General features: G+C 68.1%; 23 protein-coding genes and 1 pseudogene. 10 read left to right on the forward strand and 14 right to left on the reverse strand.

From position 1 onward, the window contains the following. The first annotated feature begins 1 nt into the window (after nt 1). Nucleotides 2-1,543 carry a carboxylesterase/lipase family protein gene (locus tag RDCOP1_RS10805; RefSeq protein WP_072700212.1) on the forward strand — a complete coding sequence of 514 codons (1,542 nt, stop codon included), beginning with the start codon at nt 2-4 and terminating at the stop codon, nt 1,541-1,543. Nucleotides 1,544-1,576: 33 nt separating this feature from the next. Here the strand turns inward: RDCOP1_RS10805 and RDCOP1_RS10810 are convergent, their stop codons facing one another. From RDCOP1_RS10810 to RDCOP1_RS10835, 6 genes are all read right to left on the reverse strand, one after another. Next, nucleotides 1,577-1,873: a GNAT family N-acetyltransferase gene (locus RDCOP1_RS10810; RefSeq protein ID WP_072700214.1), complete on the reverse strand. Its 297-nt coding sequence runs from the start codon at nt 1,871-1,873 to the stop codon at nt 1,577-1,579. Between the two features lie 21 nt (nt 1,874-1,894). Continuing rightward, nucleotides 1,895-2,524: a Type 1 glutamine amidotransferase-like domain-containing protein gene (locus RDCOP1_RS10815; RefSeq protein ID WP_072700216.1), complete on the reverse strand. Its 630-nt coding sequence runs from the start codon at nt 2,522-2,524 to the stop codon at nt 1,895-1,897. 4 nt (nt 2,525-2,528) lie between these two features. Further along, nucleotides 2,529-3,374, reverse strand: coding sequence for a maleylpyruvate isomerase family mycothiol-dependent enzyme (locus RDCOP1_RS10820; protein WP_072700219.1), 846 nt, complete (start codon nt 3,372-3,374; stop codon nt 2,529-2,531). Then, nucleotides 3,371-3,814, reverse strand: coding sequence for an HIT family protein (locus RDCOP1_RS10825; protein ID WP_072700221.1), 444 nt, complete (start codon nt 3,812-3,814; stop codon nt 3,371-3,373). Before RDCOP1_RS10825 ends, RDCOP1_RS10820 begins: the two co-directional genes overlap by 4 nt. Before the next feature lie 9 nt (nt 3,815-3,823). Further along, nucleotides 3,824-4,570, reverse strand: coding sequence for an SIR2 family NAD-dependent protein deacylase (locus tag RDCOP1_RS10830; RefSeq protein WP_072700223.1), 747 nt, complete (start codon nt 4,568-4,570; stop codon nt 3,824-3,826). An 84-nt stretch (nt 4,571-4,654) separates the two neighbouring features. Then, nucleotides 4,655-5,017, reverse strand: coding sequence for a DUF488 domain-containing protein (locus RDCOP1_RS10835; protein ID WP_072700225.1), 363 nt, complete (start codon nt 5,015-5,017; stop codon nt 4,655-4,657). A gap of 248 nt (nt 5,018-5,265) precedes the next feature. Between RDCOP1_RS10835 and RDCOP1_RS10840 the strand changes: the two genes are divergently transcribed. The 3 genes from RDCOP1_RS10840 to RDCOP1_RS10850 are packed head-to-tail and all read left to right on the forward strand — an operon-like array spanning nt 5,266 to nt 8,156. Beyond that, the gene (locus tag RDCOP1_RS10840; RefSeq protein ID WP_072700468.1) at nt 5,266-6,393 is read left to right on the forward strand and encodes a Re/Si-specific NAD(P)(+) transhydrogenase subunit alpha; all 1,128 of its coding nucleotides are present in this window, start codon (nt 5,266-5,268) and stop codon (nt 6,391-6,393) included. Next, nucleotides 6,394-6,729 (forward strand): NAD(P) transhydrogenase subunit alpha part 2, encoded by a 336-nt coding sequence (locus tag RDCOP1_RS10845; protein WP_072700227.1) that lies wholly within the window; start codon nt 6,394-6,396, stop codon nt 6,727-6,729. It abuts the gene before it with no gap. After that, on the forward strand, nt 6,726-8,156 hold the full coding sequence (locus RDCOP1_RS10850; protein WP_072700229.1) for an NAD(P)(+) transhydrogenase (Re/Si-specific) subunit beta: 1,431 nt from the start codon (nt 6,726-6,728) through the stop codon (nt 8,154-8,156). Before RDCOP1_RS10845 ends, RDCOP1_RS10850 begins: the two co-directional genes overlap by 4 nt. A 153-nt stretch (nt 8,157-8,309) precedes the next feature. Here the strand turns inward: RDCOP1_RS10850 and RDCOP1_RS10855 are convergent, their stop codons facing one another. Genes RDCOP1_RS10855 through pdhA form a run of 3 tightly spaced genes read right to left on the reverse strand, consistent with a single transcriptional unit; the run spans nt 8,310 to nt 11,739 of the window. Further along, nucleotides 8,310-9,644 (reverse strand): dihydrolipoamide acetyltransferase family protein, encoded by a 1,335-nt coding sequence (locus RDCOP1_RS10855; protein WP_072700470.1) that lies wholly within the window; start codon nt 9,642-9,644, stop codon nt 8,310-8,312. 14 nt (nt 9,645-9,658) lie between these two features. Continuing rightward, complete coding sequence (locus RDCOP1_RS10860) at nt 9,659-10,642, reverse strand: alpha-ketoacid dehydrogenase subunit beta (RefSeq protein ID WP_072700231.1); 984 nt, start codon at nt 10,640-10,642, stop codon at nt 9,659-9,661. Then, nucleotides 10,639-11,739: a pyruvate dehydrogenase (acetyl-transferring) E1 component subunit alpha gene (gene pdhA / locus RDCOP1_RS10865; protein ID WP_072700234.1), complete on the reverse strand. Its 1,101-nt coding sequence runs from the start codon at nt 11,737-11,739 to the stop codon at nt 10,639-10,641. The genes RDCOP1_RS10860 and pdhA overlap by 4 nt, the downstream gene beginning before the upstream one ends. A gap of 179 nt (nt 11,740-11,918) precedes the next feature. Between pdhA and RDCOP1_RS10870 the strand changes: the two genes are divergently transcribed. Further along, nucleotides 11,919-12,392, forward strand: coding sequence for an Lrp/AsnC family transcriptional regulator (locus RDCOP1_RS10870; protein ID WP_072700236.1), 474 nt, complete (start codon nt 11,919-11,921; stop codon nt 12,390-12,392). A 21-nt stretch (nt 12,393-12,413) separates the two neighbouring features. On the opposite strand, the gene RDCOP1_RS10875 is transcribed toward RDCOP1_RS10870, so the two are convergent. Continuing rightward, nucleotides 12,414-12,884 (reverse strand): acyl-CoA thioesterase, encoded by a 471-nt coding sequence (locus tag RDCOP1_RS10875; protein ID WP_072700238.1) that lies wholly within the window; start codon nt 12,882-12,884, stop codon nt 12,414-12,416. After that, nucleotides 12,844-14,031 carry a benzoate/H(+) symporter BenE family transporter gene (locus RDCOP1_RS10880; RefSeq protein WP_111731661.1) on the reverse strand — a complete coding sequence of 396 codons (1,188 nt, stop codon included), beginning with the start codon at nt 14,029-14,031 and terminating at the stop codon, nt 12,844-12,846. The genes RDCOP1_RS10875 and RDCOP1_RS10880 overlap by 41 nt, the downstream gene beginning before the upstream one ends. Before the next feature lie 121 nt (nt 14,032-14,152). Between RDCOP1_RS10880 and RDCOP1_RS10885 the strand changes: the two genes are divergently transcribed. Both RDCOP1_RS10885 and RDCOP1_RS10890 read left to right on the forward strand, forming a co-directional pair. After that, nucleotides 14,153-14,992 carry a sulfurtransferase gene (locus RDCOP1_RS10885; protein WP_072700472.1) on the forward strand — a complete coding sequence of 280 codons (840 nt, stop codon included), beginning with the start codon at nt 14,153-14,155 and terminating at the stop codon, nt 14,990-14,992. 110 nt (nt 14,993-15,102) lie between these two features. Then, nucleotides 15,103-15,960 carry a DUF5995 family protein gene (locus RDCOP1_RS10890; protein ID WP_072700242.1) on the forward strand — a complete coding sequence of 286 codons (858 nt, stop codon included), beginning with the start codon at nt 15,103-15,105 and terminating at the stop codon, nt 15,958-15,960. A 43-nt stretch (nt 15,961-16,003) separates the two neighbouring features. On the opposite strand, the gene RDCOP1_RS10895 is transcribed toward RDCOP1_RS10890, so the two are convergent. Continuing rightward, nucleotides 16,004-16,822, reverse strand: a complete 819-nt coding sequence (locus tag RDCOP1_RS10895) for a shikimate 5-dehydrogenase (protein WP_072700474.1) — start codon at nt 16,820-16,822, stop codon at nt 16,004-16,006. A gap of 89 nt (nt 16,823-16,911) precedes the next feature. Between RDCOP1_RS10895 and RDCOP1_RS10900 the strand changes: the two genes are divergently transcribed. Further along, a complete protein-coding gene (locus RDCOP1_RS10900; RefSeq protein WP_072700244.1) occupies nt 16,912-17,694 on the forward strand; it encodes an enoyl-CoA hydratase/isomerase family protein in 783 nt (260 codons plus the stop codon). A gap of 57 nt (nt 17,695-17,751) precedes the next feature. Here RDCOP1_RS10900 and RDCOP1_RS21785 read toward each other — a convergent pair. Both RDCOP1_RS21785 and RDCOP1_RS10910 read right to left on the reverse strand, forming a co-directional pair. After that, a pseudogene (locus tag RDCOP1_RS21785) lies at nt 17,752-17,933 on the reverse strand (type I methionyl aminopeptidase); the annotation flags it as partial. A gap of 20 nt (nt 17,934-17,953) precedes the next feature. Next, nucleotides 17,954-18,295 (reverse strand): hypothetical protein, encoded by a 342-nt coding sequence (locus RDCOP1_RS10910; RefSeq protein ID WP_072700246.1) that lies wholly within the window; start codon nt 18,293-18,295, stop codon nt 17,954-17,956. A 128-nt stretch (nt 18,296-18,423) separates the two neighbouring features. Here RDCOP1_RS10910 and RDCOP1_RS10915 point away from each other — a divergent pair, with 128 nt between their 5' ends. Continuing rightward, entirely contained in the window at nt 18,424-21,237 is a 2,814-nt protein-coding gene (locus tag RDCOP1_RS10915; protein ID WP_494410392.1) for an SNF2-related protein, read from the forward strand. Further along, on the forward strand, nt 21,237-21,956 hold the full coding sequence (locus RDCOP1_RS10920; RefSeq protein ID WP_072700248.1) for an SWIM zinc finger family protein: 720 nt from the start codon (nt 21,237-21,239) through the stop codon (nt 21,954-21,956). The genes RDCOP1_RS10915 and RDCOP1_RS10920 overlap by 1 nt, the downstream gene beginning before the upstream one ends. Nucleotides 21,957-22,037 lie beyond the last annotated feature (81 nt).

A 22,037-nucleotide genomic window follows, 5' to 3' on the forward strand; every position in this document is an offset into this window, starting at 1 on the left:
CGTGGCCACTGCAACGCTCACCGTCGACTGCAAGTACGGGCAGGTCCGCGGCTACCGCGACGGCTCGGTCTTCTCGTGGAAGGGCATCCCGTACGCGGCTCCCACCGGTGGTGCCCGCCGGTTCCGCTCGTGCGAACCGCCCCGGCCCTGGGAGGGCGTGCTCGAGTGCGACAGATACGGGCCTATCGCCCCGCAGAGCAGACAAAGCCCCATCCGCATCGAACCGGGGATGACAATGGGGGAGGACTGCCTCTCGCTCAACGTGTGGGCGCCCGAACCGGACGGCACCGCGCGGCCCGTGATGGTGTGGATCCACGGCGGCGCGTACGTGCTGGGATATTCGGGACAGAAGATCTACGACGGCCGCCTGCTGTGCGAGACCGGCGACGTCGTGGTGGTCACCCTCAACTACCGGCTGGGTCCGCTCGGATTCCTCGACCTGTCGTCGTTCTCCACGGACGAGACCACCTTCGAAAGCAATGTCGGCCTGCGTGACCAGATTGCTGCCCTCGAGTGGGTACGGGACTGTATCGCCGACTTCGGTGGCGACCCCGGTGACGTCACGCTGTTCGGAGAATCGTCCGGCGGCGGTTCCGTCACCACCTTGATGACGGTCCCCCGCGCGGAAGGGCTCTTCCATCGGGCCATCGCGCAATCGCCCCCGGCGACGTCCGTCTACGGCCGCGAACGGGCCGCCGCCGTCGCCGAACGATTCCTCGAGATTCTCGGGCTGCCACGATCCCGCGTCTCCGAGCTGCTGGCGATGCCGGTAGACACCCTCGTCGAGGCGTCGGAAGTTTTGGTCGGTGAAGTGCCGACCAAGGTGCCGGGCACCTTGGCGATGACGCCGGTCGTCGACCGTGATCTGGTGCCGAAGTATCCGGTGGCGGCATTCCAGAAGGGTCTGTCGCACCGCATCCCGCTCATCATCGGGTCCAACAAGGACGAGCCGTCGATCTTCAGATTCATGAAGTCGCCGTTGATGCCGGTGAACGACACCGCGATTCAGGCGATGTTCCGGGCGCTCTCAGACGACCGGCCCGACCTCGAACCCGACCGGCTCGCCGAGATCATCGCGGCATACCCGGATCTGACGAAAACCAGTGGCGCATTGGCTCTCTCGGGGGACGCGGGTTTCCGGATGCCGGTGGTCTGGGTTGCCGAAGCGCACAGCGTGCACTCTCCGACGTGGGTGTACCGCTTCGATCACGCCACGCCCATCCTGCGCGCTGCACGGATCGGCGCCGGTCACGCCACCGAATTGCCTTATGTTTTCGGCAATTTCGGAAGCCTCGGGCGCGACCCGACGTTCTGGTTGGGGGGACGGAAGGCGGCGTCCGAGGTGGCGGGCCGAATGCGGCGACGCTGGCTGGCCTTCGCGCGCCACGGTGTACCGGCAGCGCTGGACGGATCCGCGCATTGGCCGCGCTACGAGCCGGAGCAGCGGCTGACGCTCCTGCTCGACGCCCAGGACTCCGTGGTCGCGGACCCGGACGGAGCGTTTCGGCAGGCGTGGGGCAGTCAGGTGATGGGATTCAACTGACGGTGGCGCCGCACGGGCGCGGCGCCTGTCCGGTCAGTTGCGGTATTCCGGGTGCTCCGCGACGAACTTCTCCACGTACGAGCAGGACGTCCCGATCTTCAAGCCCTCGTCGCGGGTCGCGTCGAGCGCGTACCGCACGACATCGGCGGCGAGTCCGCGCCCACGGAAATTCGGGTCGGTGACGGTGTGGTCGAAATCGCGCAGGTCACCGTGCTGGGAATAATCGGCGTAGGCGGCGAGAGCGTCGCCGAGGTAGAGCGCGAAACGCGACTGCTCGGGCAGGTGTTCGATGCGGGTATCGGTGCTGCCGGGTTCGGTGTTCTGTGTCATGTTCTCACCGTACCGTCGTGTTCACCGCGGGTCGGTCTCCACGACGAGCGCGTCGTCGTCGGTCAGGGCGACGAAGGGAATCGCGTTGTCCCGCATGTACCGGAGGCTTCGCTCGATACCTTCGTCGGCAAGCTCGGACGAGCCCGCGTGCGGCACGATGGCATGGTCGATCCAGCCCAGACCCTCCCACACCACATCCGTTCCGCAGGTTGTCCGCACCTCTTCCGGATCGTCGGCGAACTCGAGCCCCCGCAGTGACGGGGTCACCACACATGCGCCTGCGCTGTAGCCGGCGTACGCCAGTTCGTTGCGACCCACGAGGTCGGTGAGCACGGCGTCCGCCCCGCTGCGCGCCATCTGTGCACGCAGCACGAACGTGTTGCCGCCGCGCACCCACACCGAGCCGAACGCGGCGAGCCGCGCGCGCAGCGAGCCGGGGTCGCCGAGATGATCGCGCAGATCGATCTCCTCGGGGACGAATCCTCGTGAACGCAGCGGCGCCGACTCGCTGGTGACCGCGGCGCGGCGGGCAGTCGGCGGCCACGCGTCGGCGGCGTTGGCGATCACGGCGATGCGTCCCGGCGGACCCACGACCCGCAGGAACAGGTCCGGATCGGCGCCCAGCCGGTACGACGAGAGAAACAGCCGCACGGGATCAGATCGTGAAGGCGAGATTCTCGACGAGACGGCGTCCGACCGCGGTGTCGCCGCCGAGCGTGATCTCGTCGAGTCGGTCGACGGCGCGCACCCGGCCACCGGCCAGCCGCACGAACAGGCCCGAGTCCATGGCGATCGTCGTAGTCGCCGGGCCGGACAGTGCGGGGACCGCCGCGGCACGTCCGTCGACCTCGACGTGGATGGTCCGTGCGAGCGCGCCGGTCAGTTCGACTGTGATGCGCGCGCCGTCGGGGGCCTTGCCGAGCTTGCCGAACACGAACGGCACGGCACCGAATATCTCGGCGGACCCGAGTTCTGCACGTGGGCCGCCCTCGTCGCCCGGCTCACCGATGGCGTCCCGGATGTCGAGTTCGTGCAGCCAGCAATCGAAGACGCGGATGCGCATGAAACGGCCGTAGGTCGCGCGGCCCACCGGGGTGTCGGCCGGCGCTGCGAAATCCTCCTGGGTCATCGCCGACAGCTGCTCGGTGCGGCGAGCGACGATCTGCCGGTAGTGTTCGAGCACTTCGGCGCCGGGAGTTCCGCGAAGGGACTCGACCCAGTGTTCGTTGAACGCGCCGATCTCGTTGCGCACGTGGGGGAGTGCGTGCACGTCGATGTTCACGTGCGGCGCGTCGATGCCGGCGAGCATCGACTCGGTCCCGATGAGGTGAGCCATGATGTCCTTGACCGTCCAGCCGGGAAGATTCGTCGGCGTGAACCATTCGTCCCCGTCGAGGCCGGCGACCAGAGAGTCGATCACCGCGAATTCTTCGAGCAGGAGCGGGCGGATGGTGTCGACGGGAAATTCGACTGCGTCGGCGGTTTCCGGTTGTGGCGTCATGGATTCTTCTCCTCGGAGGCGAGACGGTCGAGTCCTGCACGAATTGCCGCAGCAGTGGCGTCGGGATCGTGGGCCCGGCGACGGACGAGACCGACACCGAGACGAATCCGGTCGCCCTTCCTGCGGGGAAGCAGGTGCAGATGGGCATGGAAGACGGACTGGAACGCGGCACGGCCGTCGTTCAGAACCAGATTGGTGCCGTCGGTGGGGAGAGACGAACGGGTCAGTGCCCGGGCGAGGCGTTGCCCGGCACGGAACATCGACGCACCGAGTTCGGGATCGAGATTCTCGAGACGCGAGACATGCTCACGCGGCACGACGAGTACGTGGCCGTTTGCGACAGGGCGGGCGTCGAGGAACGCGACGACGTCGTCGTCCTCGTAGACCCGCGCGGCCGGTGCGGTACCGGCGACTATGTCGCAGAACACACAGGAACCCATCGGGTCACTCTAACGTCTCGACGCCGCCACCAGCCCCGGCAACCCCACTGCTGCCGTCGTCCGCCACACCGCCTCCACATGAGGGGACAACTCCGTGTCCTGGGGATTGATCTCGATAACGGGGACGCCGTGACGGGCCGCCAGTTCGGGTAGCTCCGCCGCCGGGTACACGATGCCGGAAGTGCCCACGACCAGCAGCACGTCCGCGACGCGGAGGGCGCCGACCGCAGCCTCCCAGGGTTGCCGAGGAAGCGCTTCACCGAACCACACCACGCCCGGGCGCGCTGCGCCGCCGCACGTTCCGCACGCCGGTGGCTCGAGACGCCTCACCGGTTCGGCAGGCGGTTCGGGCAGCTCCATCGGGAGGTCGCAACTACTGCACCGCGGGTCGAAGAGGCTTCCGTGCAGGTGCGCGAGAACCTTGCTGCCGGCACGCTCGTGCAGATCGTCGACGTTCTGAGTCACGATCGCCACCTTCACCGTGTGTGCCCAGTCGGCGAGCGCGTGATGACCCGCGTTGGGTGCGACGCTCCGCGCGAGTGCGACCCGCCACTGGTACCAGGCCCACACCACCGCGGGGTCGGCGCTCCACGCCTCCGGAGTCGCGAGAGCTGCTGCATCGAAGTCCTCCCACAGACCCGTCTGCGCATCGCGGAAGGTGGGGACACCGCTCTCGGCCGACATTCCTGCGCCGGTGAGCACCGCTACGCGGCGCGCGGTGCGCGTGAGATCGAGGACCGCGGCAGGAACATCCATGGAGCTCAGGGTAGAAGAGTGCCGGGGCCGCCGGGCCGTATCTCTTTCCGTCAGTCCTCGGACTGTCGGCGCTCCTCCGGAGAGTCAGTGCTCTCTCAGGTAGTCGGCGAGTACCCGCGCGCCGCTGTGCTCGACGTCGCGAGTTGCCGTGAGCAGCACGAGCGCGCGGCCGTTCGCCGCCTCGTCGAGACGGGCGATGGCGTCGGTCGCTGCCGGTGATGCGAGTTCTCGGCGGTACCGATCACGGAACTCCGTGAACAGGGAGGTGTCGTGTGAGTACCACTTGCGGAGATCTGTCGAGGGAGCGAGATTCTGGGCCCATTCGTCGTAGTGGAAGGCGTCCCGCCGGAGGCCTCGCGGCCAGAGCCGGTCGACGAGGACCCGGAACGGCACCTCGTCGCCCGGGTGGTCGTAGACCCGTTCGACGGTGACCGTGCGGTGTGGCATGGCGTTTCCTTTCCGCTTCACGCTCACAGTAGTTGCGGCAAGCTTGTGAAGTGAGGTGTGTCACATTCTTGCATCATCTTGCTGTTCGGACTCGATTCAGACGATTCGTGCAAGTTGCAGGTCGGGTGCCGTCCCGGTAGGTCTGCATGGAGTCACTACGAGTGCGGGCCGTCACATGGCCCATCGCCACGCACATCTCGCCGCCGATCGCGGCGCCGCGCATTTCATCGACGCAGGAGTCAGAGAAATTGAGTACCGAAGGATCGAATACGGGGAGCGGAGTGCACCGTCGTCCGACCATCGGCGTGGTTCGCGAAACCCACGACGGTGAGCGGCGTGTCGCGCTCGTGCCGAAGATCGTGCCGTCGTTGACCGCGAAGGGCTTCGACGTGGTCGTCGAAGCCGGCGCCGGTCTCGGCGCGCTCATTCCCGACGCCGCTTACAAGGAGGCCGGCGCGCAGATCGGCGACGCCTGGTCGGCCGACGTGGTCGTCAAGGTCGCGCCGCCCAGTGACGCGGAGATCGCCCGGCTCGGCTCGGGACGCCGCCTGATCGGTTTCCTCGCACCGCGCAACGCCGACAACCAGATCGGGGCGCTCGCCGCTGCCGGTGTGGAGGCATACGCCGTCGAGGCCATCCCGCGTATCTCCCGTGCGCAGGTCATGGACGCGCTGTCGTCGCAGGCCAACGTCGCCGGCTACAAGGCCGTCCTCGTCGCTGCCAACGAATCCACCCGGTTCTTCCCGATGCTCACCACCGCGGCCGGCACGGTCAAGCCCGCCACGGTGCTGGTCCTCGGCGTGGGTGTGGCAGGTCTGCAGGCGCTCGCGACCGCCAAGCGTCTCGGCGGCCGCACCACCGGATACGACGTGCGTCCCGAGGTCGCGGACCAGGTGCGTTCGGTCGGCGCCCAGTGGCTCGACCTCGGCATCGACGCCGCCGGTGAGGGCGGATACGCCCGTGAACTCAGCGACGACGAGCGCGCCCAGCAGCAGCAGGCACTCGAGAACGCCATCAAGGGCTTCGACGTCGTCATCACCACCGCACTGGTGCCCGGCCGCCCCGCGCCGCGTCTGGTGACCGCCGCGGCCGTGGAGGGAATGCGGCCCGGTTCGGTCATCGTCGACCTCGCCGGCGAGACCGGCGGCAACTGCGAGCTCACCGAACCCGGCAAGACCGTCGTCAAGCACGGGGTGACCATCTGCTCGCCGCTGAACCTTCCCGCGACGATGCCCGAGCACGCCTCGGAGCTGTACTCGAAGAACGTCGCCGCCTTGCTCGAACTCATGCTCGACGAGAACGGCACGCCGGCCCCGGACTTCTCGGACGAGATTCTCGCCGAGGCGTGCGTGACCCGCTCGAAGGAGACCCCCTAGATGTACAACGAACTGTTGGCGAACATCGCGATCCTGGTGCTGTCCGGGTTCGTCGGTTTCGCAGTGATTTCCAAAGTTCCCAACACACTGCACACCCCGTTGATGTCGGGCACCAACGCCATTCACGGCATCGTCGTGCTCGGTGCCCTGGTAGTGCTCGGCCACCTCCCGGCCGACGCGCCGTGGAGCATCAAGGTCATCTTGTTCGTGGCGCTGGTGTTCGGCACGCTCAACGTGGTCGGTGGCTTCGTCGTGACCGACCGCATGCTCGCAATGTTCAAGCCCAAGAAAGACTCCGGCAAGCCCGCCGCGACCGAGGGAGCCGACGCCCGATGAGTTACCTCGTGTCCATCCTCTACATCGTCGCGTTCGGCATGTTCATCTACGGTCTGATGGGCCTGACCGGCCCGAAGACCGCGGTGCGCGGCAACTACATCGCTGCCGTGGGCATGCTGCTCGCCGTCGTCGCGACCCTGATCGACATCCGCGACACCGGCAACTGGATCATCATCGTCGCCGGCCTGGTCGTCGGTGTCGTCCTGGGTGTCCCGCCGGCCCTGCGCACCAAGATGACTGCGATGCCGCAGTTGGTCGCCATGTTCAACGGCGTCGGTGGTGGCACCGTCGCCCTCATCGCCTGGGCCGAGTTCCTCGACACCGACGGTTTCACCCAGATCGACGGCGAGCCCACCGTCCACATCGTCATCGGTTCGCTGTTCGCCGCGATCATCGGCTCCATCTCCTTCTGGGGTTCGATCGTCGCCTACGTCAAGCTTCAGGAACTGCTGAACAAGAACGTCGAGAAGAAGCTGGTCGGCGGCGCGAAGCTGTTCCAGATCGCCAACGTCCTGCTCGCCGTGGCGTCGCTCGCGATCGCCGTCTACATCGGGATCAACGCCGATCCCGCCAATGATCCGACCGCCGGTATCTGGATCCTCGCGCTGCTCGTCGTCGCGGGCCTGATGGGTCTGTTCGTCGTGCTCCCCATCGGCGGCGCCGACATGCCGGTCGTCATCTCGCTGCTCAACGCTCTGACCGGTCTGTCGGCCGCGGCCGCGGGCCTCGCGCTGAACAACACCGCGATGATCGTCGCGGGCATGATCGTCGGTGCATCCGGCACGATCCTCACCAACCTCATGGCCAAGGCCATGAACCGGTCGATCCCCGCGATCGTGTTCGGTTCGTTCGGGGGTGACGGCGGAGTGGCCGGTGTCACCGACGCGACCGGCGGCACCGTCAAGTCGACGTCCTCGTCCGACGCGGCGATCCAGATGGCCTACGCCAACCAGGTCATCGTGGTGCCCGGCTACGGCCTCGCCGTCGCACAGGCGCAGCACGCGGTCAAGGAGATGGCGTCGCTCCTCGAACAGCGCGGTGTCGAGGTCAAGTACGCGATCCATCCTGTCGCGGGACGGATGCCGGGTCACATGAACGTCCTGCTCGCCGAGGCCGAGGTGTCCTACGACGCGCTCAAGGAGATGGACGACATCAACGGGGAGTTCAACCGCACCGACGTCACCATCGTCATCGGCGCGAACGACGTCACCAACCCCGCCGCGCGCAACGACTCGTCCAGCCCGATCTACGGAATGCCGATCCTCAACGTGGATCAGTCGAAGTCCGTCATCGTGCTCAAGCGGTCGATGAGTTCCGGTTACGCGGGCATCGACAACCCGCTGTTCACGGCGGACAACACCTCGATGTTGTTCGGCGACGCGAAGAAGATGGTCGCCGAGGTCACCGAAGAGCTGAAAGCTCTCTGACCTTTCTTTCCCGCACCGGCGCCCACGCGGATCACCGCGTGGGCGCCGGTGTCGTCGGTACAGACGACGCGCGAGCGAGACGGACGCCGTCCGCACAGAATCGGTCACGAGCGAAAGGGACCGAGCCTGACGGCTGACCCCTGGACCGCACCGTCAAACGCTGCCGAGGAGCGCGGGCACCGGGTCGCCGAGGAACCGGCCGATCCCGGCGAGCGCGCGGCCGGCCTGCTCGCCGTCGACGAGACGATGGTCGAACGAGAGCGACAGACTCACGACCTTGCGGACCGCGAGTGCCCCGTCGATCACCCACGGACGATCGGCGATGGCACCCACCGCGAGGATCGCCGCTTCCCCCGGGTTGAGGATCGGCGTGCCCGCTTCGATCCCGAAAACCCCGATGTTGGTGACGGACACCGTGGAACCGGTCAGCTCGGCCGGTGACGCCCGCCCGGTCCGTGCCCGATCGGCGGCCTCGGCGATCGCACCTGCCAGGTCCGGGAGCGGCAGGCGCGCGGTGTCGCGCACGACCGGAACCTTCAATCCGTCCGGTGTGGCGGCGGCGATCCCGAGATGTACGTCGCGGTGGACGACGATCTCCCCGGCCGCGTCGTCCCAGCGCGAATTGAGCGACGGCTCGTCGGCGATCGCGCGTATCAACGCCCGCGCGACGATCGTCAACGCCGTCAGATGCCGCCCGTCGAATGCCGGTTCGCTGCGCAAGCGCGTGACGAGGTCCACGGTGCCGGTCACATCGCAGGTGAGAAACACGGTCGCGTGCGGCGCGGTGAATGCGCTGCGGGTCACCGCGTCCGCCGTGCGCTTGCGGACGCCGCGGATCGGCACCCGGGTGGTCGGCGAAGTGGAGGCGGAGCCGTTGAGGGTGTGCTCGACGGCTTCCTTGCCGTCGGTCCCGGCCGCGCGCCGCACGTCCTCGGTCGTGATGACACCGCCGGGGCCGGTGCCCGGGACATCCGACAGATCGACTCCCCGCAGTGCCGCTTCACGCCGCGCGCCCGGCTTGGCGTCCGGCCGGTGTACCGGAACCGCGTCATGGTCCGGCGCAGTTTCGGGCGGTCGGCCACGTGCCGCGCGCCGGCTGACGGGCGCAGCCCCCGGGCCGTAACCGACGAGCACTGCCGGGCGCCCTTCGGACGGCGCTTCGGCTGTGGACCGGCCGGGAGTCTGTGTATCACCCTGCGGCGCAGCACCGACCGCGATCCGCAACAGCGGGCTGCCCACGGGGATGGTCTCACCGGGGGCCGCGAGAAGTTCGGCGACGGTGCCGGCGAACGGTGACGGAAGCTCCACGGTCGCCTTCGCTGTCTCCACCTCGCCGATGACCTGATTGAGCTCGAGTCGGTCACCGGTCTGAACGGACCACGACACCCACTCACCTTCGGTGAGGCCTTCCCCGAGATCCGGCAGGCGGAACTCCTCGACGGACTGTGACAACTCGACGGACTGTGACAACTCGACGGACTGCGACATCGTCTTTCCTTCCGTCATGCCGCGAGCGCGCGATCCACTGCGGCGAGGATCCGGTCGGGGTCCGGCCGGTGGTGCGATTCGAGCTTGGCGGGCGGATACGGAATGTCGAACCCGCCGACACGCAGAACCGGCGCTTCGAGTTGGTAGAAGCACCGCTCGGTGATGTGCGCGGCGATCTCCGCGCCGATACCGCAGAACACGGGTGCCTCCTGCAAGACGACCAGGCGGCCGGTGCGGCGAACGGACTCCTCGATCGTGTCGAAGTCGATGGGTGACAGCGACCGGAGATCGACGACCTCGAGCGATTGTCCCTCGGCGGCAGCGATATCCGCTGCTTGCAGCGCCGGCGGCACCATGGCGCCGAACGTCACGACGGTGGCGTCGCTTCCCGCGCGAAGGATGCGGGCACGGTCGAGAGGGAGATCGGGTCCGCTGTCCAGGTCGACCTCGCCGCGCTCCCAGTACCGGTGTTTCGGTTCGAGGAACACCACGGGATCGTCGAGTGCGACGGCTTGCTGGATCATCCAGTACGCATCCGACGGGCTGCCAGGGCTGACCGTGCGAAGACCGGCGGTGTGGGCGAAGTATGCCTCGGGCGACTCCGAATGGTGTTCGACCGCACCGATTCCGCCGCCGTAGGGGATGCGGATGGTGAGCGGCGCGGTGACTGCGCCCGCGGTGCGATAGTGGATTTTCGCGACTTGCGAAACGATCTGGTCGAAGGCGGGGTAGACGAAGCCGTCGAACTGGATCTCACACACGGGCCGGTATCCGCGCAGAGCCATCCCGAATGCCGTTCCCACGATGCCCGATTCCGCGAGCGGTGTATCCATCACCCGCCCTTCACCGAAGTCTTTCTGCAAGGTGTCGGTGACCCGGAAGACGCCGCCGAGCCGGCCGACGTCTTCGCCCATCACGATCACTTTCCGGTCCTGTTCGAGGACCCGGCGCAGCCCCGCGTTGAGTGCCGCTCCGAGCGCCATCGTCGTGGTGGTCATCGCACGGCCTCCTCATCGGTGTCGGTGAAACTCGCGAGATAGCCGGCGTATCCGGCGCGTTCCCGCGCGATCAGCGAATGCTCGGTGGCATAGACGTGGTCGAACATCGTCAGCGGGTGCGGATCGGGGAGTTCGAGGGTGCCGCGGCGCAACCGCATCGCCGCGTCCCCGGCGGCAGAGTCGACGTCGTCGAAGAATGCCGCGTCGACGAGGCTTTCGCGCTCGAGCAGTCGTCGCAGGCGATCCACGGGATCGCGGGCCTTCCATGCCTCGAGGTCGGCGGGAGCGCGGTACCTGCCCGGGTCGTCCGACGTGGTGTGCGGACCCATCCGGTAGGTGAGCGCTTCGACGAAGAACGGTCCGGAGCCCTCGCGTGCGTGCCGGGCCGCCTGACGGGTCACCGCGAGGACCGCCAGCACGTCGTTGCCGTCGACCTGCACGGCCGGCATCCCGAACCCCGCCGCGCGCTGCGCGAGCGGCACCGGGCTCTGCACCTGGGTGGGGGCGCTGATCGCCCAATGGTTGTTCTGACAGAAGAAGACGACACCGGCGCCCCAGGCGACAGCGAACCCCAGTGCCTCCGACATATCTCCTTCACTGGTGGCGCCGTCACCGAAATACACGATCGTGGCGATGTCGGCCCCGTCGAGTTTTGCTCCCATCGCGTAACCGGTCGCGTGCAGCCCCTGGGCACCGACGACGATCGCGGGGTTGGTCATGTTGACGTCGGCAGGGTTCCAGCCGGAGTGGGCGCAACCGCGCCACAGGGCTGTCATATCGGCGGGGTCGACGCCGCGACACCACGCGACGGCGTGCTCGCGATAGCTGGTGAAGACGTAGTCGTCGGCGTCGAGTGCGCGGGCCGAGCCGACCTGTGCGGCCTCCTGCCCGGTCATCGGCGCCCAGAGCCCGAGTTCCCCCTGCCGCTGCAGCGCGGTGGCCTCGGCGTCGAGTCGGCGGACGACCACCAGGTCGCGGTAGAGGTCGCGGAGCTGAGCGGGTCCGATGTCCGCGACCGACGCGCTGTACGCGGGATTGTGGACGCGTTGCCCGTCGGGCTGGATCAACTGGACAGGGTAGGTCTTGGGTACAACCATCGGGTCACCTCGTGGGTGTCGTCCGAGCGAGCCGGGTAGGCCGCACCGGAGTGTCAGTGCCGGATCAAGCAGTGGTGTACCTCACATAATCCTCCCGTGGGGTGACTGCGCAATCGATACCCGACACAGTGAGCAGAAAGCACAGTCGAGGGTCGGGCCGGAGTGGCAGACTGCGGAGAATGACCAGTTTGGACGGGACCGACGCACGGTTGCTGCTCGAGCTCGCTCGCACACCGCGTGCGACCGGTGTCGAGTTGTCGCAGCGACTCGGTCTTTCGCGCAACACGGTTCAGGCGCGGCTGAGCCGATGGGACTCCGAAGGGGTACTCGCCTCGTTCGAGCGTCGCGTCGATCCCGTCGCGCTCGGGTATCCGCTAGCCGCGTACGTCGACACCCGGGTAGACCAGCACCGGCTCGACGCGGTCGTCGACGAACTCGCACGGATTCCCGAGGTCACCGAGGTGTACGGGGTCACCGGCCCGATCGACCTGTCCGTGAAGATCGTCGCCCGCGACGCTGACGACCTGTACCGGCTCGCGGAACGGATTCTCGGGATTCCGGGCGTCGAACGTACCGACATGTCACTGGTGATGCGCGAACTGGTGCCTCAGCGCACCGCACCGCTGCTACGCCGGGCGGCCGGAGCCGACTGACGCTCGATGCCCGCCGAGCCGCTAGGTAGCTGTCGAGGTGACCAGCTGCATCAGCGCTTTGCGGATCTGTTCGGGGATGGGGACCGGCTTCCGGGTCTGCATGTCGATGTAGACGTGCACGAACCGGCCGGTCGCGGCGGGCTGCAGCGAGCCCTCCGATTCCCGGAAGATCGCGAGTGAGTAGGTGACGGACCGCGTGCCGAGGCGCTGAACTGCGAGTCCGACCTGGAGTCGGTCGGGGAACGACAGTTCGGCGAGATAGCGGCACGAGGTCTCCGCGACCACACCGATCGCGTCGAGTTCCCGGATATCGACCCCGGTCGTGGCCATGAGCCAGCCGTTCACCGCAGAGTCGAAGTACGAGTAGTAGGTGACGTTGTTGACGTGACCGTAGTGGTCGTTGTCGGCCCAGCGTGTCTGCATGGGCCAGAGCACCGGGAACTGCTCCGGATCAGGCTGTGCGGCGGGTCTCGTCGGCTGACAGTTGTTCACCCTTCGACGATAGTGCTCCCCGGACGGCAAGTCCGACCAACAGCGCCCAGAATGCAGAACCGACACCGAATATCGACAATCCGGATGCCGCGACGAGGAACGTCACCACGGCGGCCTCGCGGCCGTGCGGGTCGCCGAGCGCCGCGGAGAGAGCGCCGCCGAGGGTCGCCAGGAGCGCCAGACCGGCCACGGTTTCGACCACCCCCGCGGGAGCGAGGACGACCAGCGCGGCGAGGCCCGCCGAACACAGGGCGAGCACCAGGTACGACCAGCCTGCCGACCACGCTGCCACCCAGCGGCGCTCCGGATCGGGGTCGGCATCGGGCGCGGCGGCGAGCGCCGCACTGATGGCGGCCAGGTTGACGGCGTGGCCCCCCGCCGGAGCGCCGACCATCGTGCCGATTCCGGTCACCGTCATCACCGCACGCCAAGGCGTTCGGTACCCGAACGAGTGGAGCACGGCGGTACCCGGAATATTCTGCGACGCCATGGTCACGATGTAGAGCGGCAGCGCGATCCCCAGCAACGCCTGCCACGTCCAGGCGGGCGCCGTCAGTTCGAACCGGGGGACGAGTTCGGCAGGCGTCACCGAGGTGCCGGTACGGACGAGGTGCACCACGATCACCAGCGTCGCTGCGGCGAACGCGCCCGGGACCGCCCAGCGAGGTCGCACGCGTTGCAGCAACAGCCACACCAGCGCCACCGGTGCGATCACCGCGGGCGAGTCGGCCAGCGCGGTGACCGGTGCCAGGCACAGCGGCACGAGGATGCCCGCGAGCATCGCCTGCGCGAGGGAGACGGGAATGGACGCGATCAATCGTCCGAGCAGAGGCCAGAACCCGGTTGCCACGACGGCCGCGCCGACGACGACGAAGGCACCGACGGCCGCCGGCCAGCCGCCGGTCACCACGCCGGTACCGGCGAGCAACGCCGCGCCGGGTGTCGACCAGGCGAGCGTGATGGGCGTGCGAAACCGGCGCGACAGCCAGAGGATGCCGAGGCCCTGGGTCAGGCACAACGCGGCGAGCCCCGACGCCGCTTCGGCGGGCGAGGCACCGACCGCGCGCAGCCCGGTCAGCACGACGGCGAAGGAACTGGTGAAACCGACGAGCGCGGTCACGACTCCCGCGGTGATCGGCCGCGAGATCGGTGTGGCCCCGCCGAACGGCGTAGACGGAGTGTTCGGCGGGGATTCGGTCACGGAGCGGCATTGTGCCGGATCGCGAATGGTGATGCGGACCGATCATGTTCCGTGCCAGGATCGAAACATGCCGGATACCAACGTGCTCATCTCGGCGCCCGACCTGGCGCGGTTGATCGAACAAGGCAGGCCGCCGGTACTGCTCGATGTGAGGTGGGTTCTCGGCGACACCCACGGGATCGAGCGGTACTACCGGGGCCACATACCCGGAGCGGTCTATGTCGACCTCGAGTCGGAACTGGCCGCTCCGCCGTCGCTCGAACTGGGCCGCCACCCCCTTCCCCACATCGCGCATCTGGAACAAGCTGCGCGGCGCTGGGGCATATCCGACGGCGACCCGGTCGTCGCGTACGACGCGTCGGGGGATCTCGCGGCGGCGCGCGCATGGTGGTTGCTGCGCTGGGCGGGGCTGACCGATGTTCGCCTGCTCGACGGCGGGCTGCAGGCGTGGACCGCCGGTGGGCACGATGTGGCCGCGGGCCCGGGGGAGCACCCGCATCCGGGGAACGTGTCGTTGAGTTCCGGACATCTGCCCATCGTGGGCGCCGACGAGGTGGCGCGTTTTCCGTCGCACGGCGTGCTTCTCGATGCGCGTTCGTCCGAGCGTTTCCGCGGGGACGAGGAACCTGTCGATCGCCGCGCCGGACATGTTCCCGGGGCGATCAGTGCACCGACCACCGAGAACCTTCGGGAGGACGGCTCGTTCCGCCCCCCGGATCAGCTGGCGGCACGATTCGAGAGACTCGGCGTGACCGGCGGCGACGTTGCCGTCTACTGCGGTTCGGGGATCCACGCGGCGCACGAGATCGCCGCGCTGGCGATCGTGGGGATCGATGCGGCGCTGTATCCGGGGTCGTGGTCGCAGTGGTCGGCCGATACGCGCCGGCCTGTGGCGACAGGAAGCTGAGCCGGCATTTCGAGGGACGTCGCTACGGCGGCGGCCCGTAGCCGGTGGTGCTGTGTGAGCGGAACGCCGCACTCGTTTCCTGCTACAGATGCTGGTATAAATTCCGAACAATGACGCATTTCACACGTAAGACACGGAGAAGTGTTGCCCTGTCCTCCAGTGCCGCTGCTCTGGTGATCGCGGTTGCGGCCGCGCCCGCCGCGTCGGCAATGCCCGCGGACTCTGCCCCCTCGGCGTGCGTGTCCGCGACTCCGGTCGCCGACATCGCGGCGCTCACGGATCCTGCGGGTCTCGACACGTTCGACGACGCCCGGGCTCGTATCGCCGAGCTGCGCGAGGTGCTCACCCGGAGCGACGACTACCGCGGCGCCTTCGTCCTGGCGTTCGACGAGATACTCGAACTCACCGGTCCGACGCTGAACTCCGGCATCTACGACGACCCGGAGTGGGCGAGTGCACTGGCCGTCGAGGTGGTCCGGCTGTATCTGGCCAATCTGCACGAGTACGTCACCGGCGGAACCCCCGCCGCGCACTGGGCCGAGGCTTTGGCCGAGACGGAGAAGTGTGACCGCAGCCCGGGCCGCGTTCTGCTCGGCGCGATCGTCGCGCACCTCGTGATCGATTTCCCCGAGGCGCTCGTGACCATCGGCTCCACCCCCGAGCACACCCGCGACTTCTACACCTTCGGAGACGCCCTGGTCGACGCCTCCCCGGTCATCGCCGACGAGTTCGCGGCCACGTACGGCACGAATCTGCACGACTTCTTCACCGGATGGTTCGTCGGTGATCTCCTGGGCGAGACGGAGACGACGACCTTCATGTTCCAGTCCGCGCGAACGGCTTCCTGGGTCAACAACTTCGGGCTCCAGAACCCGGACACTCACGACATCACCCGGCTCGGGATGAATACGGCGTTCGGGGCGGCGAATGTCGTCCTCGACGGACTCGAAGCAGTGGGCACCATCTGATCCACCACGCCTCGATCACCGCAGCGCTACGCACCGCTCCCGGTCAGGACCGCGAATACTCGGACGCGCGGCGTACCTGATCGGGGGTCGGTGTGACGCCCGTGTACAGCGCGAACTGCAGGGCCGCTTGCAACGCGATCACCTCGTCGCCGGTGATCACCGGAATGTTCCGGCTACGGGCGAAGCGTACGAGCGGTGTCTCCGCCGGCACCGCGACCACGTCGAACACCACCGAGGCAGCCGCGACGACTTCTTCCGGCACGGGTAGGCGATCCGATTCGGGTGCCCCGGCCATCCCGACGGGCGTCGCGTTGACCAGCAGTCCCGGGGAGGCGGCGCCTGCGTCCGCGTGCCATTCGTATCCGTACTTGCGCGCGAGGGGACGTCCCGTTCGTTCGTTGCGCGCGACCACCACCCCGTCCGTGAACCCGCTGTGACGCAGCGCCGCGGTGACCGCCTTGGCCATGCCGCCGCTGCCGATGATCGTCACCGGCAGCGACGAGTCGACGTCGTGAGCGACGAGCAGGTCGGTCACCGCCTGATAATCGGTGTTGTACGCGTGGAGTGCACCGTCGTCGTTGACGATCGTGTTGACCGATTCGATGGCGCGCGCGGAATCGTGCAGCACGTCGACGAGCGGCAGGACGGCTTCCTTGAAGGGCATCGAGACCCCGGCGCCGCGAATGCCGAGTCCCCGGATTCCCGCGATCGCGCCCTCGATGTCAGTGGGCGCGAATGCCTTGTAGACGAAGTCGAGGCCGAGTTCGTCGTACAGATAGTTGTGGAATCTGGTTCCGATGTTGCTGGGGCGAGCCGACAGGGAGATGCACAGCCGGGTGTCCTTGGTGATGCGCGAGAGCATCCCTCCACCGTAGTGCCGGTGCGCGGCGCTGCTCCCGCCTCGCTTGAACATGCCATTCTCATTTCGGGAGAATCGTATATGCTGCCGCTATGGGAGACGACCTCGGCGCCGGTGGATTGAGATTCGAGCGGGAAGGCGCGATCGGCTGGTGCATCATCGACCGGCCCGCGGCCCGCAACGCCTTCACTCCGGCGATGTACTACGGACTCAAACGGGCGGTCCGGCTGGTCAACAGCGACCCCGACCTCGCGGCACTCATCATCACGGGCGTGGACGACGTCTTCGCGCCCGGCGGTGACCTCGGCGGCCGCTCCGAGCCCGGCGACGATCTGCCCGAAGGGCTCGCCGGCACCGACGTCGTGCCGTTCCTGACGATCCGGGACAGCCGCGCACCCGTGATCTCGGCGGTCAACGGAATCTGCCAAGCGGGCGGACTCCTCGTGGCGATGATGTCGGACATCGCCGTCGCGAGCGAACGGGCAACCTTCCGCGTGCCCGAACTGCTGCGCGGCATCCCCGACGCGACGTACGCGGCAGCTCTACCGGCTCATGTCGGCATCGCGGCGGCACGCGACCTGATCCTGTCCGCGCGGCGTTTCGACGCTGCGGAGGCGCTGCGCCTCGGAGTGATCTCGCGGGTGGTGCCGCACGACCAACTGCGTGAGGCCGCGCTGACCGCCGCGCGCGAGGTACTGCAGACCGCTCCGATCGCGCGCGCTCAGGTCAAGCGCATGCTCAACGAGCGTTACGGGCAGATCGACTATCAAACGATGTTCGGTGCGCTCGAGACGTCGCCCGAGCCGCGTGAGGGAATGCGCGCGTTCATGGAAAAGCGCGACCCGGAGTGGATTCCGCGCAATCTACCCGTTTAACCGAATCAGGTAGCGCGCCGGTCGTATTCGGATCCCGGCCGGCGCGCCGCCGTCTTGCTACCGCTCGGCCGGTGCGGTGAGGACGAGTGGGCCGACGTCGGTGATCGCGATGGTGTGCTCGCTGTGCGCGACCCGTCGGCGGAACGGATCGTCCAGCCGTCGGGATCGAAGACGATCCGGTCGGTCGTCGGGGTCAATCACGGTTCGAGGGCGAGGGTCATGCCCGGTCGGAGTACGAGGACGCAGGCCGGCTACGACGTCAGCGGCCCGGACGGCGACTGTCGGGCAGCGCAGGGAAACGCGACGCGCTGACCGATCCGACGGTGGCCCCGTCGTGCCCGACGATCCACGACCCGCCCGCGTCCGCGCACTCGGCGATCTTCTCGAACACCGCGAGCAGGAAGAAGATCGCTTCCTGTGGCGACGCTGTCGTGGCGAGCCGGTGCGATTCGCCCGGCTTCGTGCCGTCGAGCCACACCCCGCAGCGACCGTCGAGACGAAGGGTGGTCACGTGATCCCAGTCGACGAACCCGTACTTGACCTGCTCCCACGGCGTGCGTGTGCTGGGCGTCTGTTCGAGAACCTGCACCAGAATGGACATCGCGGCTCCTGGAGTGTGCGGACCTGTGCCGACCAGTGTCTCTCGCATGCTCGCCGTTCACCGGCAGTTGCGTCCGGCGCGCCAACCCTGCCATGAGCCGCGCCGGGACGGCTGGCACCATGGAGGGCATGTTGCACGGGCTGTGGTCACCGGGATCAGGCCTGATGCTGTGGCGCGATCCCGCGGTCGAAGCCGACGACGAGGTGTTGCCGTCGGCGCTGCGGCGGTGGATCGACAGGCCGTTCCGGCACCGCGTCGAACTCACTCTCCCGGGCGATACCGCGCCGCGGGTGCTGCCCGCCGTCGCCGTGGCACCGCCCGACGCGGCCGTTCTCCTTCTCGATCTTCCGCGACGCCCCAGCGGCGTCGCCGGCGACCTGCGTTACCTCGCCCACGTCGCTCGCGGCATCGAGCGCTGGGCGCAGGCGGGCCGGGTCGCACCCGAACTCGTCCGGGCGGAAAAGCAGTGGTGGGCGCGCTGGCAACTGCTCGGCGGCGAGAAGACGCGCGCGTGGTCGGCGGAGCTCGCCGCTGCGATGCCGCCCGTGCAGCGCCAACTCGGCCGGCCGGCGGCATTGCTCGACGACATGTGTGCCGAACTCACCGACCCGATCGTCCGGACCCTGCACGGATCTTCGACGTCACTGCACCCGCTGGTCGCGGCACTCGCCGAAGGCCGCCCGCATCCGCGCGGCACGCAGCGGATGGCCGATGCTCTGGACGAGTGGCGCGCCAGCCTCGCCGGGTACGAACCCGACCTCGTACTGCGTCTCGCCGAACCGGAGGACACCGACGACGAGGCCGACATCGGTGTCGCCGCGTTGTGGCGGCTGGAAGTGTGCCTGCGTTCCGAAGGGCAGGCGCCCGTGCCGGTGACCGTGGAAGGCACCGATCCGCACCTTCTGCAGATCGCCATCCGCAAGCTCGGCGCGGCCGTCACCGCCTACCCGCGACTCCAGGACGTTCCACGCGACGTCGACACCCTCGACCTGCTGCTGCCCACCCCGGTGGTGATCGACCTCGTCGAACACGGTGCCCGCGCGTTGCAGGCCGCGGGCGTGTCGCTTCTCCTGCCGAGGGCCTGGGCGACGGTCGACCCGTCGTTGCGCCTGCAGGTGGACTCGCCGGTCGCACCGGTCAGCGCCGACGACAGCATGGTCGGCATGAGTGCGATCGTGTCGTACGAATGGCAACTCGCAGTCGGCGACATGTTGCTCACCCGGACCGAGATGGACGAACTGGTCGCGGCGAACAGTGACCTGGTGAAGCTGCGCGGCAAGTGGGTGCGTGCCGACGCCGAGGCACTCGCGCGTGCCGCGCGTTTCGTCACCGCGCATTCGGAAGAAGACGGCACCCTGGGGTCGCTGTTCGCGCAGTTCACCGGCGACGATGCACCACCCGTCGAGGTCACCGACATCGCCGCGTCCGGTTGGGTCGAGACGCTGCTCGACGGGCAGGCTCAGCCCGAGGAGATCGGCCCACCGGCCGGGCTTGTGGCAGAACTGCGTCCCTACCAGCAGCGCGGCCTCGATTGGCTCGCGTTCATGAGCCGGCTCGGGCTCGGCGCGGTCCTCGCCGACGACATGGGGCTGGGCAAGACCGTGCAGGTTCTGGCTCTGCTCGCGCACGAACGCGAGACCGCTCCCGCCGGCCCACCCACCCTGCTCGTGTGCCCGATGTCGGTGGTGGGCAACTGGCAGCGCGAGGCGGAGCGGTTCGTCCCGGATCTGCGCGTGTACGTCCATCACGGAGCGCAGCGGTTGCGGGGAGAAGCCCTCGCCACCGCGGTCGCGGCCGGTGATCTGGTCGTCACCACCTACGCCATCGCAGCGCGTGATGTCGCGCAACTCGCCGAATTGCCCTGGCGCCGCGTTGTTCTCGACGAAGCGCAGCACGTGAAGAACACCGCGACCGCGCAGTCTCGCGCCACCCGGGCGATCCCCGCGGCTCATCGCATCGCTCTCACCGGAACGCCGGTGGAGAACCGGCTCGAAGAACTCCGGTCGATTCTCGATTTCGCGAACCCCCGCTTGCTCGGGAGCGCGGCCTCGTTCCGGGCGCGCTTCGCCGTACCCATCGAACGCGATCACGACGCGGCGGCCGCCGCACGACTGCGCGCCTTGTCGGCACCGTTCGTACTGCGGCGCGTCAAGACCGACCCGGACGTGATCTCCGACCTGCCCGAGAAGTTCGAACAGACGGTCCGTGCCAACCTCACGGCAGAACAGGCAGCGCTCTACCGCGCCGTGGTCGACGACATGATGCGCAAAATTCGCGACAAGGAAGGCATGGCACGCAAGGGTGCCGTCCTCGCCGCGCTGACCCGGCTCAAGCAGGTGTGCAACCATCCGGCGCACTACCTCGGCGACGGATCGCCGGTGATGCGCCGTGGCCGGCACCGCTCGGGCAAACTCGGGTTGGTCGAGGACATCGTGGAGTCGGTGCTTGCCGACAGCGAGAAAGTCCTGCTGTTCACCCAGTTCCGCGAATTCGGCGAGCTCATCGCCCCGTATCTCGCCGAACGGTTCGCGACGACCGTGCCGTTCCTGCACGGCGGCGTGACGAAGGCGAAGCGCGACGAGATGGTCGCCCGGTTCCAGGGCGACGACGGTCCGCCCATCATGCTGCTCTCGCTCAAAGCCGGTGGTACCGGCTTGAATCTGACCGCTGCCAATCATGTCGTGCATCTGGACCGGTGGTGGAACCCGGCGGTCGAGAATCAGGCCACCGACCGTGCGTTCCGTATCGGGCAGCGACGCAACGTGCAGGTGCGCAAACTCGTGTGCGTGGGCACTGTGGAGGAGCGGATCGACGAAATGCTCACCGGGAAACAGGAATTGGCTGATCTTGCGATCGGGGTGGGGGAGAACTGGATCACGGAGTTGTCCACCGAGCAGCTGCACTCGCTGCTGTCGCTCGGCGACGAAGCGGTGGGTGACTGATGGCCCTCGACAACAGGGTCGAGACCCGAACCAAGCGCGGCGCGATCGGGCGCAGCTGGTGGTCGAAGGAACTGATCTCGACCATGGAGCAGGTGGCCGACAAAGGCCGGCTCACGCGCGGTCGTGCCTATGCGCGGTCCGGGCAAGTGGTCTCGATGCGGATCGAGCCCGGCGCGGCGGTCGGGGAAGTCCAGGGCAGCCAGTTGCGGCCGTTCACCGCGACGGTCACCGTGCGGCGACTCGACGACGACGCCGTCGAGGAGCTGATCCGCGAGGTGCGAGCGTCGCCGGGCATGCTGGCGCGACTGGCGGCCGGTGCGCTCCCCGAAGAACTCGGACCGTCGCTGCTGCCTCGGCGCGCGGGCGAACTCGATTTCGACTGCACCTGCCCCGACGACGGCTGGCCCTGCAAGCACGCGGCGGCAGTCGCGTACCTTCTCGCCGAACACGTCGACGAGAAGCCTCTGGACGTGCTCACCCTGCGCGGGGTGGATTTGACGACGCTGATCGGCGGTGTCGACGCCGCAGCCCCCGACACCGGTGACTTCTACGGTGAAGACACCGAACTCCCCGATCTGCCGGCCGAACGGTTCCGGCCAGCGCTCGAGGATCTCGACCCGATGCTGCTGCGTCGTGCATTGCGAGCCGGGGGCACCGACGAAGCCGTGGTCATTCGCGCGATGACCGACCTCGAAGATCTCTACCGCCGGATGCGTTGACGGCTGCGACAGCGGTTCGGCCACTGCTTCCCGCTCTCAGAGCACCAGTGCCAGAACCAGTCCCGCGGCGACCAGAACATC

Source organism: Rhodococcus coprophilus NBRC 100603 (genome assembly GCF_001895045.1).
GTDB lineage: Bacteria > Actinomycetota > Actinomycetes > Mycobacteriales > Mycobacteriaceae > Rhodococcus > Rhodococcus coprophilus.